Raw genomic sequence first — 14,373 nt, 5'->3', positions numbered from 1 at the left:
AATCTCTACGAAACTTAATTTATATGACATCATGTTGTCGTTTTCTACTTAAGACCTAGGATAGGGCATATGTATTAATTCTTACTGTCGAAAAAAAGAGGATTTAGTTGGGTCATGTTGAATATCTTTTTCACAATGTCGAAGAGAAGGGGTATGACTGGTGAATCTATTAAGCAACAGCAGCTTTCAAAAGCTGCAAAGCGGATTGGATGCGGCAAACCTTAGAAACCAGGTACTTGCCAACAATATCGCAAATGTGGACACCCCTTATTTCAAAAGGTCGGATGTTTCATTTGAGAGTCTTTTGCAGAAGGAAATGAACGGAGTAAAGACAACATTGCCCGGAAAAAGAACCGATCCTAGACATTTTGAGATCGGACCGTCGAGCAATATCCCTGGAATATCGGTAAATACCGATGAATCGAGTGCGATGAACAATAACGGAAACAATGTCGATGTGGAACGTGAAATGTCTCTTTTAGCGGAGAACCAGCTTCGATATAATTCCTATGTTCAATCCGTAACGGAACAAATCAAGATTATGCGGGCTGCCGTAGAAGGGAGATAACGTGGTATGAATTTTAGTAATAGTTTCAGTGTTAGTGCCTCTGCATTAACTGCGCAGCGGCTAAGGATGGATGTGATTTCATCTAACATTGCAAATGCGGAAACAACACGTGCTCAGGTTAGTAATGGAGAATTCGTTCCGTATCGCCGTAAGGTCGTTGTTATGGAACCACAGAAGAATTCTTTTGATAGTATTTTGCAATCGAAGATGGGCGGAAGTAATGGAGTTGGACAAGGCGTTAAGGTGAGTGCAATCCAAGAAGATCAGTCACCACTAAAACCTGTGTATAATCCATCTCACCCGGATGCGAATGCCGAAGGATATGTATACATGCCAAATGTAGATATCACGAAAGAAATGGTAGATATGATTTCAGCCAGTAGATCTTATGAAGCAAATGTAACAGCATTAAATGCTTCGAAAGCGATGGTGATGAAAGCATTAGAGATTGGAAGATAGGGGACATTCAAATACATATAGAGGGAAGAGGAGGGAACATTCATGATTCAAAACACGATGTTTAACAATGGTGTAGTACAACCCTTACAGATGCAAACCTCTGCAAAAGTAGATTCAACGCCTTCAGAATCGCTTCGCCAATTTGGTTCATATCTTGAAGACGCTCTTCAATCTGTTTCAGCTCAAGAACAAAACTCACACATAATGTCTGACAAATTAATGCTAGGCCAGGTCAATGTAGACCAAGCAATGATATCAGCCCAACAGGCTTTGCTGAGCGTGCAGCTCACAACACAGGTCCGAAATAAAGTGGTAGAAGCCTACCAAGAGATCATGCGCACGCAAATTTAATGTTTCTAGCAAAGTTTCGGATGGGGTGACAATGTGAATGAACGAATAGCCCAATATCGGGAGAAATTCACCCAGTATTGGAACCAATTCAGCAAAAAAACTAAAATTATGCTTATCTCCACAATTGCAATTACATTGATTGCGATTATCGTTTTGACGATGCAATTCTCTAAAACGGAGTATGAGGTAGCATTTAGGGATTTAAACTCTAGTGATGCAGCTGGTATTATTAGTCACCTTGAGTCACAGAGCATTCCGTATAGACTAAGTCCAGATGGAACTAGTATTTCCGTACCAAGCACCAATGCAACCAAAGTGCAAATTGATGTTGGATCACAGGGGATCATTCAGAATGGGACAATAGGCCTAGAGACTTTTGAGCAGAATGCTTCAGCTATCGGTATGACCGAGAATGAATTTGAAGTGAAGTATGTAAATGCTCTGAATGGTGAAGTAGAGCGGATGCTCGAGAAGATGAACGGAATAAAAGATGCAACGGTACTCCTTAATCTGCCGAAAGAAAGTGTTTTTGCAACAACAGCGGATCGGGAGAAGGCGACTGCTTCAGTAGTTATGCAATTTAAACCAGGATATCGTCCTACCCAAGAAGCGATTGATAGCTATTATAACTTGGTCAAAACTTCGGTGCCGAATCTACCAATCGAGAACATTACCATCTCAAATGATGAGGTTGAACTTCTGGCTACGGCTAAAGGTGGTCAAGGTGGGTTAGTCGGTAAGGTGGAAGAAAACTTTGCTTTACAGAGGAATTTTGAAAAAGAAGTTCGTCAAAACGTTCAACAGTTCTTATCCCAATACATGGGACCGAACAAGGTGAACGTACTTGTTGCGTCCAAACTGAATTTCGATCAGGTTTCCAGCAAAGAAAATCTGGTAACACCCGTAGATGAAGAAGAGATGAAAGGGATTGAAATCAGTGTCCAGGAGATTCAGAAGAATTATTCTGGAACGAGCAGTCCAACTGGCGGAGTCGCTGGTACGGGAGAAGAAGAAGTACCTGGATATCCAAGTGATTCGACTAATGGGCAAACACAGTCGGAGGAAACGTCCAGTACTAAAAATTACGATGTGAATCGGATCACACGTGATATTATCTCAAGTCCATACACTGTTAAAGACTTAACCATTAATGTATCCGTTGAACCACCTAATGGACAAGAAATTATGGATGAGACAACAAGAGGTGCAGTTGAGAACATTTTGGTCAATATCGTTAGAGCATCTTTAGCTGACTCAGGAGTTAGTTATACAGACGCGGACCTAGCTAAGAAAGTTTCGGTCGTTTCACAAGTTATGAATCCGAAAACAGAAGAAAATGCGAAAACACTTCTTTCTCAGCCACTCATGTGGGGTATTGGTCTAGCTGCATTGGCATTACTTGCAGGCGGAACATATTTCATCATACGGAGACGGAAACAACAACAGGAATTATTGGAAGAGGATATTCCACTTCCGCCAACAACGGAATTCCCGTCTATTAATTTAGAGAGTGTGACGAATGAGAGTCAAGTTCGTAAGCAGCTGGAAACGCTCGCGAAGAAGAAACCAGATGAATTCGTTAATTTACTTCGAACTTGGCTTGCTGAGGAATAGGGGTGGAACCAATTGGCTAGAGGAAATAATCAAACATTAAGCGGACGTCAGAAAGCAGCCATTTTATTAATCACGCTGGGACCTGAAGTTTCTGCTCAGATATTCAAGCATCTTCGTGAAGAAGAGATTGAACAGTTAACGTTAGAAATCGCCAATGTGCGTAAAGTAGACGGTGGTGAGAAGGAACTCATCATGTCCGAATTTCATCAGATCTGTCTGGCACAGGAATATATCACGCAAGGTGGTATAACTTACGCAAAAGAAATTCTGGAGAAGGCTCTTGGTCAACAAAAGGCAATGGAAGTCATTAACCGATTGACAGCTACCTTGCAAGTACGGCCCTTCGATTTTGCCAGAAAAGCAGATCCAAGCCAGATTCTCAACTTTATCCAGAATGAAAATGCTCAAACCATTGCACTTGTGCTTTCATATCTACAGTTCGAGCAAGCTGCAGCAATTCTTTCGTCCCTTCCGCAAGAGAAACAGGCAGAAGTTGCACGGAGAGTCGCTGTAATGGATAGCACTTCACCTGAGGTTATCTCTCAAGTGGAGAGTGTACTGGAACAGAAACTGTCTGCAACCGTTACTCAGGATTACACGAGTGCTGGAGGTATTGAATCGATTGTACAAATCCTTAATGGGGTTGACCGAGGTACAGAACGTACCATTCTAGATGCTCTCGAAATTCAGGATCCGGAGCTTGCAGAAGAAATCAAGAAGCGGATGTTTGTCTTTGAAGACATCGTTAATGTGGACAATCGTTCGATTCAGCGGATTATCCGTGATATCGAGAATGCAGACCTGCAGCTTGCGCTTAAAGTGGCTAGTGAAGAAGTTAGAGATGTTATTTTCCGAAATATGTCCAAACGCATGGCAGAGACTTTCAAAGAAGAGATGGAATATATGGGACCGGTGCGATTGCGTGATGTAGAGGAAGCTCAAACTCGTATCGTAAGTACAATCCGGAGACTTGAAGAAGCAGGCGAAGTGATTATCGCTCGCGGCGGAGGAGATGACATTATTGTCTAACTTGATCAAATCGTCCCAATACATGCCGATGGATGTCTTGAAAGAGTTGGATTTAGCCCGTCACTACGCAGTGGTCGCAGAGAATGAAGATTCTCCTGAATTCCTGCAGCCGGTTGAGCCGGCCTTACATCCCACGATAGCGGAAGCTGAGAAGATCAAGGAAGAAATACTAAGGGATGCGAAGGAATTCGCTGAACGGCAAATTCGGGAAGCCTCTGAAGAAGCTGAGAAAATACTAGCAGATACGCAGGCACAGATCGAAGCATGGTGGGAAGAAAGACGAAGTCAGGATGAAGACCTTGCTGAAGCACTGAAAGCTGAAGGTTACCGCCAAGGATATGAAGAGGGAGCAGCCAAAGCCGAGTCCGAGATGAAAGAGATGAGGATGCGGACAACGGAAGAGGCCAAAGAACTCTTGAAGCAGGCTTATGAAGCTAAAGAATCCTTAATCCAAGAGGCAGAACCGTTTCTTGTCGATCTGAGTTGTGCCATTGCTGAGAAAGTGTTGGATCGACAGTTAGAAGTCGAATCGGATTATATGCTAGAGCTCATAAGAAAAAATCTTACTCGGAAACGTGAAAAGGGGATTATCTCTCTTTGTGTTTCTCCAGCTCACTTCGCATTTGTGCATGCTGCTAGAGAAGAACTAGCTATGTCTCTCGACTCTCAAGCTGAATTGCAGATTCTGCCTGACGCTACCGTGAAAGATCGTGGATGTGTTATTCGCTCTTCATTCGGTAGTGTTGATGCGAGGATAGATACACAGCTAGCCGAGATTAAGAAAGAGCTGATCCGACTATCACTTGATGATGAAGAACGGAGAAATCAAGATGAAGAAGCTTGACAGTAACCGTTACAAAGATCACCTAAGACATATCGATCCTGTACGCATTAATGGTAAAGTTACACAGGTCATTGGTCTTATGGTTGAATCAGAAGGTCCTGATGCAAGTGTAGGTGAAGTTTGTTACATCTATCCAAGTAAACAATCCAAGCCCCTTCAAGCAGAAGTTGTAGGGTTCCGCGACAATAAGGTGCTGCTGATGCCACTCGGAGAATTGCACTCGATTGGACCTGGATGCGACGTAGTCGGAACAGGTAAACCCCTTAGCGTACAGGTTGGCTCAGAACTGCTGGGGAAAGTACTTGATGGATTAGGTCAGCCGTTAGACGGATCACTTATTCCGGCTAGAATGCCATACAGTGCAACGAATAATATTCCTCAGAATCCACTGAATAGACCTCGGGTGCTTGAGCCGATTAGCATCGGTGTTCGAGCGATCGACGGTCTTCTCACCATTGGTAAGGGCCAGCGTGTCGGAATTTTTGCTGGCTCGGGCGTCGGAAAGAGTACACTGATGGGCATGATTGCAAGAAATACATCGGCAGATGTTAACGTTATTGCCTTGATTGGTGAACGTGGGAGAGAGGTTCTAGACTTCATTGAAAGAGATTTGGGACCAGAAGGACTGAAACGTTCTGTAGTTATCGTAGCTACTTCTGACCAGCCTGCACTAATAAGGATTAAAGGTGCATTGATTGCAACAACGATTGCAGAATATTTCAGGGATCGTGGCTTAAATGTAATGCTTATGATGGATTCTGTAACACGTTATGCCATGGCGCAGCGTGAGGTCGGCTTAGCTGTCGGGGAGCCGCCAGCAATGCGTGGTTATACGCCTTCTGTATTCGCCAATCTGCCTAAACTGCTAGAACGTGCAGGTACGGGTCCTACAGGATCGATCACTGCTTTTTACACGGTATTGGTAGATGGTGATGATATGAACGAGCCTATAGCTGATGCGGTTCGGGGTATATTGGACGGGCATATTGTTCTCAATCGTAATATCGCGAATAAAGGGCATTTTCCTGCAATTGATGTACTTGCGAGTATTAGCCGGGTTATGAAAGATATTTCGCCAGAGGAGCAGATTGAAGCAGCAGATAACATCAAGAGATTGATGTCAGTGTATAAGGATTCAGAGGATCTCATTAATATCGGTGCCTATCAACGGGGATCAAATGCGGAAATTGATGAATCGATAGAGTACATGCAGAGCATTTGGGACTTTACGAAGCAAAAAGTGAATGAAAAAGTGACATTGAGCGAGGTGCAAGAGCGCTTAATATCCGAATTTTCAAGGAGATGACCATTGAAAGATGAAATTTCACTACGCATTTCAGAAAATTGTGGATCTAAAAAGTAACGAGAAGACACAAGCGGAGTGGATGTTATCATCCGCGATAGGTAAGCTTCAGGCAGAAGAAAAAAGTCTGAGTGATCTTTTTGAGATGCGTGAGCAGATGTATGAAGCTCTGCAGAATGCGGCCAAGACTAGTGCTCCGGTCGCCGAAATTCGGAATATACAAGCGTATGTTGAACACCTAGAGTCCTGTATTGCGAAGAAGCGTGATGATATACGACTTGCACATGTCAATGTCAATAAGAAACAAGAGCAATTGAATGAGAGAATGCTTGATGAAAAAGTATGGTTGAAAGCTAGGGATAAATCGAAAGAAAAGTTCCGGCATGAAAGTCTCCTTCGGGAACAAAACGAGCTGGACGAAATGGCGACGGTTCGTTTTGCCATAAACGCCCGCTAAGCTCTTAACTGCCACAAGGTATGCCCGCAAAGGAGGAGTAGAGAGTGGCTCGAAATGATATGCCAATAGATAAAGAAGAGTCTAATGGAGGATTTGAACGGATTCTGATCTTTCTGATACCGATTATTTTTACGATTGTATTGGTGGGGGTGCTATTGACACTCTTCAACATTAATGTTCGGAACGGTGTCCTAGATCTAGCTAACAAAGTACCTATTATTAAAGAGTGGGTGCCTGATCCTGTATTAACACCAGAAGAAGAGAAACTTAAAGCAATTAAGGATCAAGAAGAAAGTGATGAGGCCACAATCAAGGAACTGAAGAAACAACTAGCAGAGAAGGAAACGTCTCTGAAAGAACTGTCTGAGCAGAAGAAGGTCGAATCGAACAAGGTGAAAGATCTCCAGGCACAGGTAGAAGAGATGCAGAATCGAACGTCAGCGACGGATGAGCCCGAAGAAGATTCCTATACAAAACAAATTCGGGAGTTGGCTAAAGTGTATGCTGACATGAGTCCTAGTAAAGCAGCACCGATCATGCAAAACCTAACGCTTGAGGAAATGGTATTAATGCTTAGTGAAATGAAGAGTGCTAAGCGAGTGGCAATTTTGGAGAAAATGGACCCTAAAACGGCTGCTGATGCAACAATGATGCTTAAGGATGCTAAGCCGGCAGAAGATTTGGCAATTGCTGCATTACAAGCACGATTGAAGAAGAATGAAGCTACCAAAGAGACAGTTAAATCGACAGAGAATCTAGATAAAAATCAGTTGAGTCAAACATTCTCGCAGATGACGCCGAAGAATGCGGCAGACTTACTTTTACAAACTTATAAAATCAGTTCAGCCAAGACAATTACGATCTTGAACACAGTAGATGACGGAACACGAGCTCGGATATTAAATGCGATGTCCACGATCGATCCTGAACTTACAGCCAAGGTTCTTAACAGGTTGATGGGATCTAAGTAGTATTTGTGATAAGAATCACTCCTATATGAAGGGAGGTGAAAACTATGACACTAGTATTTCAAAGCACAACATCAACGGTTGGCGGAGCGATATCTGGAGGGAAAACATCAGATAACGGCAAAACAAGCTCTGTCGATGGATTTGGACAAGCTTTAGTACAACAAATGACGAATGCGGGGACGCCAACGACATCCACACCTACCGCTAAGGATACAGCGGCGATGATGTTAAATGCCTCCGTTCAAATGCTAAAGGATTTAACGATGTTCTCACAAGTCAGCCAAGCGATAGACAAGCCCGAACTTTCTGTGACTGAGGGTAACACTGACCAAGAAGGAACTTTAGACCTTAGTCAAATGATTCTTTCTCTAATGAAAGACTTAGAGAAACTAGAAGAGGCACTAGAGAAAGATCCTTCTCTGTTACAAGAGCTTCAGGCATGGCTTATGCAGGCAACGACGGTACTCAGCAATGTGCAGGTACAAGGGCAGGCAGGCGTTCAGCAGCAACTTCCTGAGGGTGAGCTCCAGAGTATTCCACCACTTGCTGCACACCCTGACACGATTCGCTTTGCTGTTCAGGATACACTGACACAGTTAAGTAACATGGTGAAGAACAACACGCTCGGCGATCAAGCGAAGTCCCAGCTTATGCAATTAGCGCAATCCTTCCAGACATTATTGACAGAGGGAGGGAGCGGGAATAGCAAGGAAATCGTTCAAAATAAGTCTCAAGTGGCGTCAGCAGTTGCCAGTTATCTTGATGGTGAGGCACCGGTGAGTGTAGATCGTAAAGAACTTCCAGTTAGTATGAAACCTGTCACTTCTTCAGTTCAAACATTTGACGCCAAAGAGCGCTTAACAGCGAAACTGATTGACGGTGGATCGACGGAAGAAGCTGCTGCAGGAAATACGGACAGCATAACGGAACAGAACTTTACAGCTGGACAGCTAGCGCTTCGAACAGGTAACACAGCTCCTGTTAAAGCTATGGCTCAACCTGTACCTGTAAATCAATTCGCTAACGAGATGACAAACCTGGTCGTTAACAAATTGGAGTTTGTCAAACTTCAAGGGTTCACTGAGGCGAGGATCTCCCTGAATCCAGAGCATTTAGGTCAGGTTGATATTAGGATCACGATGCAAAATGGACAATTGGTAGCTCAGTTTATGACTCGAAATTCGGATGCCAGAGAATTAATTGACCAGCAAATGTCACAGCTTCGTTCTGCGCTTCAAGGTCAGGGACTACAAGTTGAGAAGCTTGAAGTTACTCAGAGTAGTCAGTCCTCTTCCTCCCAGTTCTATCAGGAGGGAAGACAACCAGGTTCTGGTCAACAAGATTCGAATCGACGCTCCAGAGAGAAGGATGTTCCATCCGATGATGCGGTTGCAACAGCGGCTATAACTGAGGAATGGAATGAATGGTTAGCGGAACGTCAAGAAGTGGATGCTCGGTCTCATACAGGTGCGTTTACGGCATCAGTATAGGCAAAAGGAGGTGAGAATGAAATGGCTACAACTAATTCCGTTAATAATGTCTGGCCAAATTATTCAAAAGAGAATGTGAATAAGGTAGGTACATCTAATGGGCAGGAGCTAGGGAAAGACGAATTTTTAAAGATACTTATTACTCAGCTCCGTTATCAGGATCCGATGCAGCCTATGCAAGATAAGGAATTTATTGCGCAAATGGCTCAGTTTACATCACTAGAACAGCTGATGAATATTTCTTCACAGATTACAGACATGAGGCAGTCACTCGGAACGGCATCAAGCTTAATCGGAAAGAAAGTGAGCTGGGTTGAATTCGCTGAAGGTAGCAGCGGTCAGACGGTCGTGAAGAGTGGTATTGTTGATTCTGTCCTTATTCGTGACGGGATACATTATGCCAAAATTGGTAAAGACGAAGTGGCACTGGATTACATTACGCAGATTGAAAATGTTGTACCGGATGCTAACAATCCAGGTGATGGGGAGACTACTGGACCGGAAGCACCTTCGGAAACGCCTGACACTCCAGTCGATACTGATGATTCTTCTCAGCCAGATGGTAGTGAAAGCGGGGGGATAGTGTGATGAATGATCGCATAACTATTGGGCAACTATTTCCCGGGAAAATTCAACCTGCATCACTGCAAAGAGATCGTAGTACAACATCGAACCCGAGTGTGCAGCCTGGAAAGTTTAAGGAGCTTCTTGAAGAGAGCCTACTTAAGTTTAGCAATCATGCTGCGAAACGTCTGGAGCAACGAGGCATTGAGATTAAAGGTGATCAGCTTGCACAGATCAATTCAGCTATTGAAAAGGCAGCCGCTAAAGGAAGCAAAGATTCACTCATATTATTAAATGATATGGCTTTAATTGTGAATGTACCTAACCGTACAGTTGTAACTGCTATGGATAATCAATCCATGAAAGACAATGTATTTACCCAAATCGATAGTGCCGTCATTATTTCATAATTACTGGTTGGCCCGTAAAGGAAACCAGGTGGCCGCTGATCGACTGACGCGGCCCAACTATAAGGAGGAAGTTCAATGTTAAGATCCATGTATTCGGGCGTTTCCGGTATGAGAGGATTTCAAACGAAACTTGATGTAATCGGTAATAACATCGCGAACGTAAATACGGTAGGTTTCAAAGCTGGTCGTGTTATGTTTAAGGATATTCTGAGTCAGACGGTTTCTGGTGTAACTGCTCCTAGTGATACTCAAGGCGGAGTGAATGCCAAACAAATCGGTTTGGGTACCACAGTAGGTTCCATTGATACGATCCATACACCGGGTAGTGCCCAGACGACAAATGTTCCGACCGACTTACGTATTGATGGTGATGGATTCTTCATGGTTAAGATGTCTGAAGATCAAGAAGTTCCTTTCTTGACAAGAGCCGGTGATTTCCACATTGACGGTAATCGAAACTTGGTTACTTCTGACGGTATGTTTGTACTGGACGTAGATGGTGGAATTATAACGCTTGGTGAAGAAGTTACTGGCTTCTCTATCGCTCAGGATGGAACGATTGTTACGCAAGGTGGAGATGGAGACGATGGTGTCCAGATTGGTATCGCTAAAGTTATTAACCCAGAAGGTCTTGAGAAGATTGGTGGTAACATGTACCGCGTTACTGCGAATGCACTCGGCGGTGATGCTGACGGCGAGGTCGTAGGACTCCCAGCGAATAGTGTTGAGGATGGTACGGGTGCAATTATATCAGGGCAGCTTGAAATGTCTAACGTGGATTTAACAGGAGAGTTTACGGAAATGATTGTGGCACAACGTGGTTTCCAGTCTAACTCCCGAATTATCACAACCTCTGATGAAATTCTTCAGGAAGTCGTTAACCTGAAACGATAAGAATGAGATGAGGGGAGGCTAAGTCCTCCCCAAATTTAAGGAGGCTGTCACATGATTTCGGTTACAAGGTTAAATGGATCGCAGTTATGGCTGAATGCGCTATTGATTGAAATGGTTGAGGAGACACCCGACACTTACGTGACCTTGACAACTGGTAAAAGATTGATTGTTTTGGAGAAAGCTGCGGCTGTTATCGCCTCGATCCAAGCCTATCATCGTGAGCTCGGTGTGAACCAAGCAACTATTAAAGTGCAACAGATGGAGGAACCTTCATGAAAAAGATGCTGCCATGGTTAATTACGATTATGCTCTCAATAACGTTAATCGTTCTAGCTGTGTTTCTACTGTCTGATAAATTGGTTGGCAAAAATGAGAAAGATGTGTCAGCTGCACCGGCTCCGAGCCACAATTTATCAGCTGATCAGATCGTTGAAATGACTTCTGAAATTAGTGATGTAACTACCAATTTAGCAGATCCTGATTATATTGCTAAAATGAGTTTCTCATTTCAGTTAAATGACAAAAAAGCTAAAGAAGATTTTGACAAGATCAAAGAAATTAAGATTAAACCAATCATCATCAAAGCACTGGTTGATACCAAACCCGAAAGCTTTAAAGATTCCAAGAGTACAGAACAATTTACTTCTAAACTGTTAGATCAGATTAATGGAGCCCTTTCTAGCGGGAAGGTCCACCAGATAGAGATAACAAACAAGCTGGTTACACCTTTATAGACCGAAAACTTGGATTACGTAAGGGGGTGAGATGATGGTTGATGTTTTATCACAAAATGAGATTGATGCTCTGCTGGCCGCTCTCTCTTCCGGCGAAATGGATGCAGAAGAACTGAAAAAAGAAGATACACAAAAGAAGATTCGCTCCTATGATTTTAAAAGAGCGGTGCGTTTCTCCAAGGATCATATTCGTAGCTTGACTCGTATTCATGAGAATTTCGCTCGATACTTAACAACTTATTTCTCAGCTCAGCTACGTACTTTTGTGCAAATAAGTGTCGTACAGGTAGAACAGCTGCCTTACGATGAATTTATAAGATCGATACCTAAAATGACAGTCTTGAATATTTTTGAGGCGGAGCCGCTTGTAGGGCGAATGGTACTAGAGGTTCACCCGAATATCGCTTATGCCATGCTAGACCGCCTTCTTGGCGGGATAGGGAACGCTCCAGCGAAGATGAACGCACTGACTGAAATCGAAACCAGCATTATGGAGCGTATTTTTAGTAGAGCATTCGAAAGCTTGCAAGAGGCTTGGAAGACAGTGCTTGACATTTCTCCTCGTCTCGAAGCGATGGAGACTAATCCGCAATTTATGCAAATCGTTTCTCCGAATGAAACTATTGCATTGATATCGCTCAGCACGAAAATCGGAGATACGACCGGAATGATTAATCTTTGTATTCCACACGTTGTTCTGGAGCCAATCATGTCGAAGCTGTCAGCTCATCAATGGTTTATATCGGAGAAAAAGGCAAGAGTACCTGAAGAAGTAGATGCTTTAAAGCAGAGGGTAAGCAAAGCCAAACTACCAATCATAGCTGAGCTTGGTGAGTCCCAGCTTACCATTTCAGAATTTCTAGGATTAGGTGTAGGTGATGTTATTTCACTGAATAAACCTGTTCATGATGGGCTGTCCATTAAAGTGGGCGATAAGCTGAAGTACATTGGTAGCCCAGGAACGATCAAAGATCGGGTTGCGGTGCAGATCGATGAAATCGTCAGCGAAGGAGCTGAAGAAATTGACGAGTAAAGATTATTTATCCCAGGAAGAAATTGATGCATTGTTAAAGCAAACGGAAATGGCATCACCCTCTTCTTCTTCGGTGCAAAGTGTTGATGAAGTATTAACACCTTTGGAGCAAGATGCGTTAGGTGAGATCGGTAACATTACATTTGGTAGCGCAGCGACTGCTCTATCAACATTACTTGGCAAAAAAGTAGATATCACAACTCCGAAAGTATCTATTATTTCTAGAAGCCAGTTTGAAGAAGAGTTTCCAAAGCCACATGTGGCTGTTCATGTTACTTATGTCGACGGATTTGAAGGGATTAACTCTCTTGTAATCAAGACAAGGGATGCACAGGTTATTGCAGATCTGATGCTTGGGGGAGAGGGAGATCCTCAGGAAGAAGAGCTGAACGAAATTCATATTAGTGCTGTACAGGAAGCTATGAACCAGATGATGGGGTCATCGGCAACGAGCATGTCCACGATCTTTAATCGATTCGTGAACATTTCTCCACCAGGAATTGATATTTTGAATATGTCAAGTGGTGATGGGCTTAATAAATTACCTGTTGAAGAGACGCTGATTAAAATATCTTTTAGACTCATTATTGGTGACTTAATCGATTCCTCGATTATGCAGCTTCTACCGATCGAGTTCGCGAAGGATATGGTTAATACGCTGATTAATGGAGCAGAAGAGCCTGCCCCAACGGCTCAATCTTCAGCCTCAGTTGAAGCTCCAAGATCTGAGCCAGTACAAGAACAGGTACAACCACAAAATCAAGTACCAATGCAACAGCAAATGCCAATGCATCAGCAAGGATATCCACAGGATCAAGGTTATGGATACAACCAAGGCATGATGGGTGGAGGGGAAATGCCGACATCAATGCCATATGGACAACAGGTACCTTATCAGCACGCACCACAACAATATGGCGGAATGCCAAATCGTAATGTTAATGTACAGCCTGTGCAATTCGCAAACCTGCAAAATGCACCGTACGCTCAGGTGGATGAAAACAATCTGAACTTACTGATGGACATTCCCCTTAAAGTCACCGTAGAATTAGGAAGGACCCAGAAGCAAATTAAGGATATCTTGGAAATGTCTCAAGGATCTATCATTGAACTGGACAAGCTCGCTGGTGAACCTGTAGACATTCTTGTGAATCACAAGCTCGTCGCCAAAGGTGAAGTTGTTGTTATTGACGAGAACTTTGGCGTCCGTGTTACAGATATCGTAAGTCAATGGGACCGAATACAAAAATTACAATAGCACAAATTTAGGGAGGATTTTTAATCAATGGCTAACAGAATTCTGATTGTGGACGACGCTGCATTTATGAGAATGATGATCCGTGATATTTTGACGAAGAACGGGTTCGAGGTAGTAGGAGAGGCTCAGGATGGATCCCAAGCGATCGAGAAATTTAAAGAGCTTCGCCCAGACTTGATCACGATGGATATTACAATGCCTGAAATGGACGGAATCGCTGCTTTGAAAGAAATCAAAAAAGTTGATCCTAACGCTAAAGTTATTATGTGTTCTGCTATGGGACAACAAGCGATGGTTATCGACGCTATCCAAGCTGGCGCGAAGGACTTTATCGTGAAGCCATTCCAGTCTGACCGTGTTATTGAAGCGATCAACAAAACGCTTGGCGTGTAAG

The 14,373-nt window shown here is 43.3% G+C and carries 18 protein-coding genes; all 18 read left to right on the top strand.

Annotated elements, in window-relative coordinates:
- Positions 1–160: 160 nt before the first annotated feature.
- The 18 genes from flgB to ACK8P5_RS16155 all read left to right on the top strand — a co-directional run bounded on the left by flgB (position 161) and on the right by ACK8P5_RS16155 (position 14,372).
- Positions 161–568, top strand: a complete 408-nt coding sequence (gene flgB / locus ACK8P5_RS16240; RefSeq protein ID WP_422657301.1) for a flagellar basal body rod protein FlgB — start codon at positions 161–163, stop codon at positions 566–568.
- Positions 569–574: 6 nt separating this feature from the next.
- A complete protein-coding gene (gene flgC / locus ACK8P5_RS16235; RefSeq protein ID WP_422657300.1) occupies positions 575–1,027 on the top strand; it encodes a flagellar basal body rod protein FlgC in 453 nt (150 codons plus the stop codon).
- A 42-nt stretch (positions 1,028–1,069) separates the two neighbouring features.
- Positions 1,070–1,378: a flagellar hook-basal body complex protein FliE gene (gene fliE, locus ACK8P5_RS16230; RefSeq protein WP_422657299.1), complete on the top strand. Its 309-nt coding sequence runs from the start codon at positions 1,070–1,072 to the stop codon at positions 1,376–1,378.
- 33 nt (positions 1,379–1,411) lie between these two features.
- Positions 1,412–2,992, top strand: coding sequence for a flagellar basal-body MS-ring/collar protein FliF (gene fliF / locus ACK8P5_RS16225; protein ID WP_422657298.1), 1,581 nt, complete (start codon positions 1,412–1,414; stop codon positions 2,990–2,992).
- Between the two features lie 12 nt (positions 2,993–3,004).
- Positions 3,005–4,021, top strand: a complete 1,017-nt coding sequence (fliG, locus tag ACK8P5_RS16220) for a flagellar motor switch protein FliG (protein ID WP_422657297.1) — start codon at positions 3,005–3,007, stop codon at positions 4,019–4,021.
- Positions 4,014–4,865 (top strand): FliH/SctL family protein, encoded by an 852-nt coding sequence (locus ACK8P5_RS16215; protein ID WP_422657296.1) that lies wholly within the window; start codon positions 4,014–4,016, stop codon positions 4,863–4,865. Before fliG ends, ACK8P5_RS16215 begins: the two co-directional genes overlap by 8 nt.
- Positions 4,852–6,171 carry a flagellar protein export ATPase FliI gene (fliI, locus tag ACK8P5_RS16210; protein ID WP_422661498.1) on the top strand — a complete coding sequence of 440 codons (1,320 nt, stop codon included), beginning with the start codon at positions 4,852–4,854 and terminating at the stop codon, positions 6,169–6,171. Before ACK8P5_RS16215 ends, fliI begins: the two co-directional genes overlap by 14 nt.
- A 10-nt stretch (positions 6,172–6,181) precedes the next feature.
- Positions 6,182–6,625 carry a flagellar export protein FliJ gene (fliJ, locus tag ACK8P5_RS16205; RefSeq protein ID WP_422657295.1) on the top strand — a complete coding sequence of 148 codons (444 nt, stop codon included), beginning with the start codon at positions 6,182–6,184 and terminating at the stop codon, positions 6,623–6,625.
- 44 nt (positions 6,626–6,669) lie between these two features.
- The gene (locus ACK8P5_RS16200) at positions 6,670–7,596 is read left to right on the top strand and encodes a MotE family protein (RefSeq protein WP_422657294.1); all 927 of its coding nucleotides are present in this window, start codon (positions 6,670–6,672) and stop codon (positions 7,594–7,596) included.
- A gap of 44 nt (positions 7,597–7,640) precedes the next feature.
- Positions 7,641–9,086, top strand: a complete 1,446-nt coding sequence (locus tag ACK8P5_RS16195) for a flagellar hook-length control protein FliK (RefSeq protein WP_422657293.1) — start codon at positions 7,641–7,643, stop codon at positions 9,084–9,086.
- A 21-nt stretch (positions 9,087–9,107) separates the two neighbouring features.
- A complete protein-coding gene (locus ACK8P5_RS16190; protein ID WP_422657292.1) occupies positions 9,108–9,674 on the top strand; it encodes a flagellar hook capping FlgD N-terminal domain-containing protein in 567 nt (188 codons plus the stop codon).
- Entirely contained in the window at positions 9,674–10,060 is a 387-nt protein-coding gene (locus ACK8P5_RS16185; RefSeq protein WP_422657291.1) for a TIGR02530 family flagellar biosynthesis protein, read from the top strand. The genes ACK8P5_RS16190 and ACK8P5_RS16185 overlap by 1 nt, the downstream gene beginning before the upstream one ends.
- Before the next feature lie 75 nt (positions 10,061–10,135).
- Positions 10,136–10,954 carry a flagellar basal body rod protein FlgG gene (flgG, locus tag ACK8P5_RS16180; RefSeq protein WP_422657290.1) on the top strand — a complete coding sequence of 273 codons (819 nt, stop codon included), beginning with the start codon at positions 10,136–10,138 and terminating at the stop codon, positions 10,952–10,954.
- A 51-nt stretch (positions 10,955–11,005) separates the two neighbouring features.
- Positions 11,006–11,230, top strand: a complete 225-nt coding sequence (locus ACK8P5_RS16175) for a flagellar FlbD family protein (protein WP_422657289.1) — start codon at positions 11,006–11,008, stop codon at positions 11,228–11,230.
- Positions 11,227–11,688 (top strand): flagellar basal body-associated FliL family protein, encoded by a 462-nt coding sequence (locus ACK8P5_RS16170; RefSeq protein WP_422657288.1) that lies wholly within the window; start codon positions 11,227–11,229, stop codon positions 11,686–11,688. Before ACK8P5_RS16175 ends, ACK8P5_RS16170 begins: the two co-directional genes overlap by 4 nt.
- Positions 11,689–11,722: 34 nt before the next feature.
- On the top strand, positions 11,723–12,721 hold the full coding sequence (fliM, locus tag ACK8P5_RS16165; RefSeq protein ID WP_422657287.1) for a flagellar motor switch protein FliM: 999 nt from the start codon (positions 11,723–11,725) through the stop codon (positions 12,719–12,721).
- Positions 12,711–13,979: a flagellar motor switch phosphatase FliY gene (gene fliY, locus ACK8P5_RS16160; protein ID WP_422661497.1), complete on the top strand. Its 1,269-nt coding sequence runs from the start codon at positions 12,711–12,713 to the stop codon at positions 13,977–13,979. The genes fliM and fliY overlap by 11 nt, the downstream gene beginning before the upstream one ends.
- Positions 13,980–14,006: 27 nt before the next feature.
- A complete protein-coding gene (locus tag ACK8P5_RS16155; protein ID WP_422657286.1) occupies positions 14,007–14,372 on the top strand; it encodes a response regulator in 366 nt (121 codons plus the stop codon).
- The last annotated feature ends 1 nt before the right edge of the window (position 14,373 follow it).

The organism is Paenibacillus sp. EC2-1, assembly GCF_049311625.1.
Taxonomy (GTDB): Bacteria; Bacillota; Bacilli; order Paenibacillales; family Paenibacillaceae; genus Paenibacillus_AQ.
Note: the sequence above shows the minus strand (reverse complement) of the source record. Positions and strands in the feature narration are given on the sequence as shown.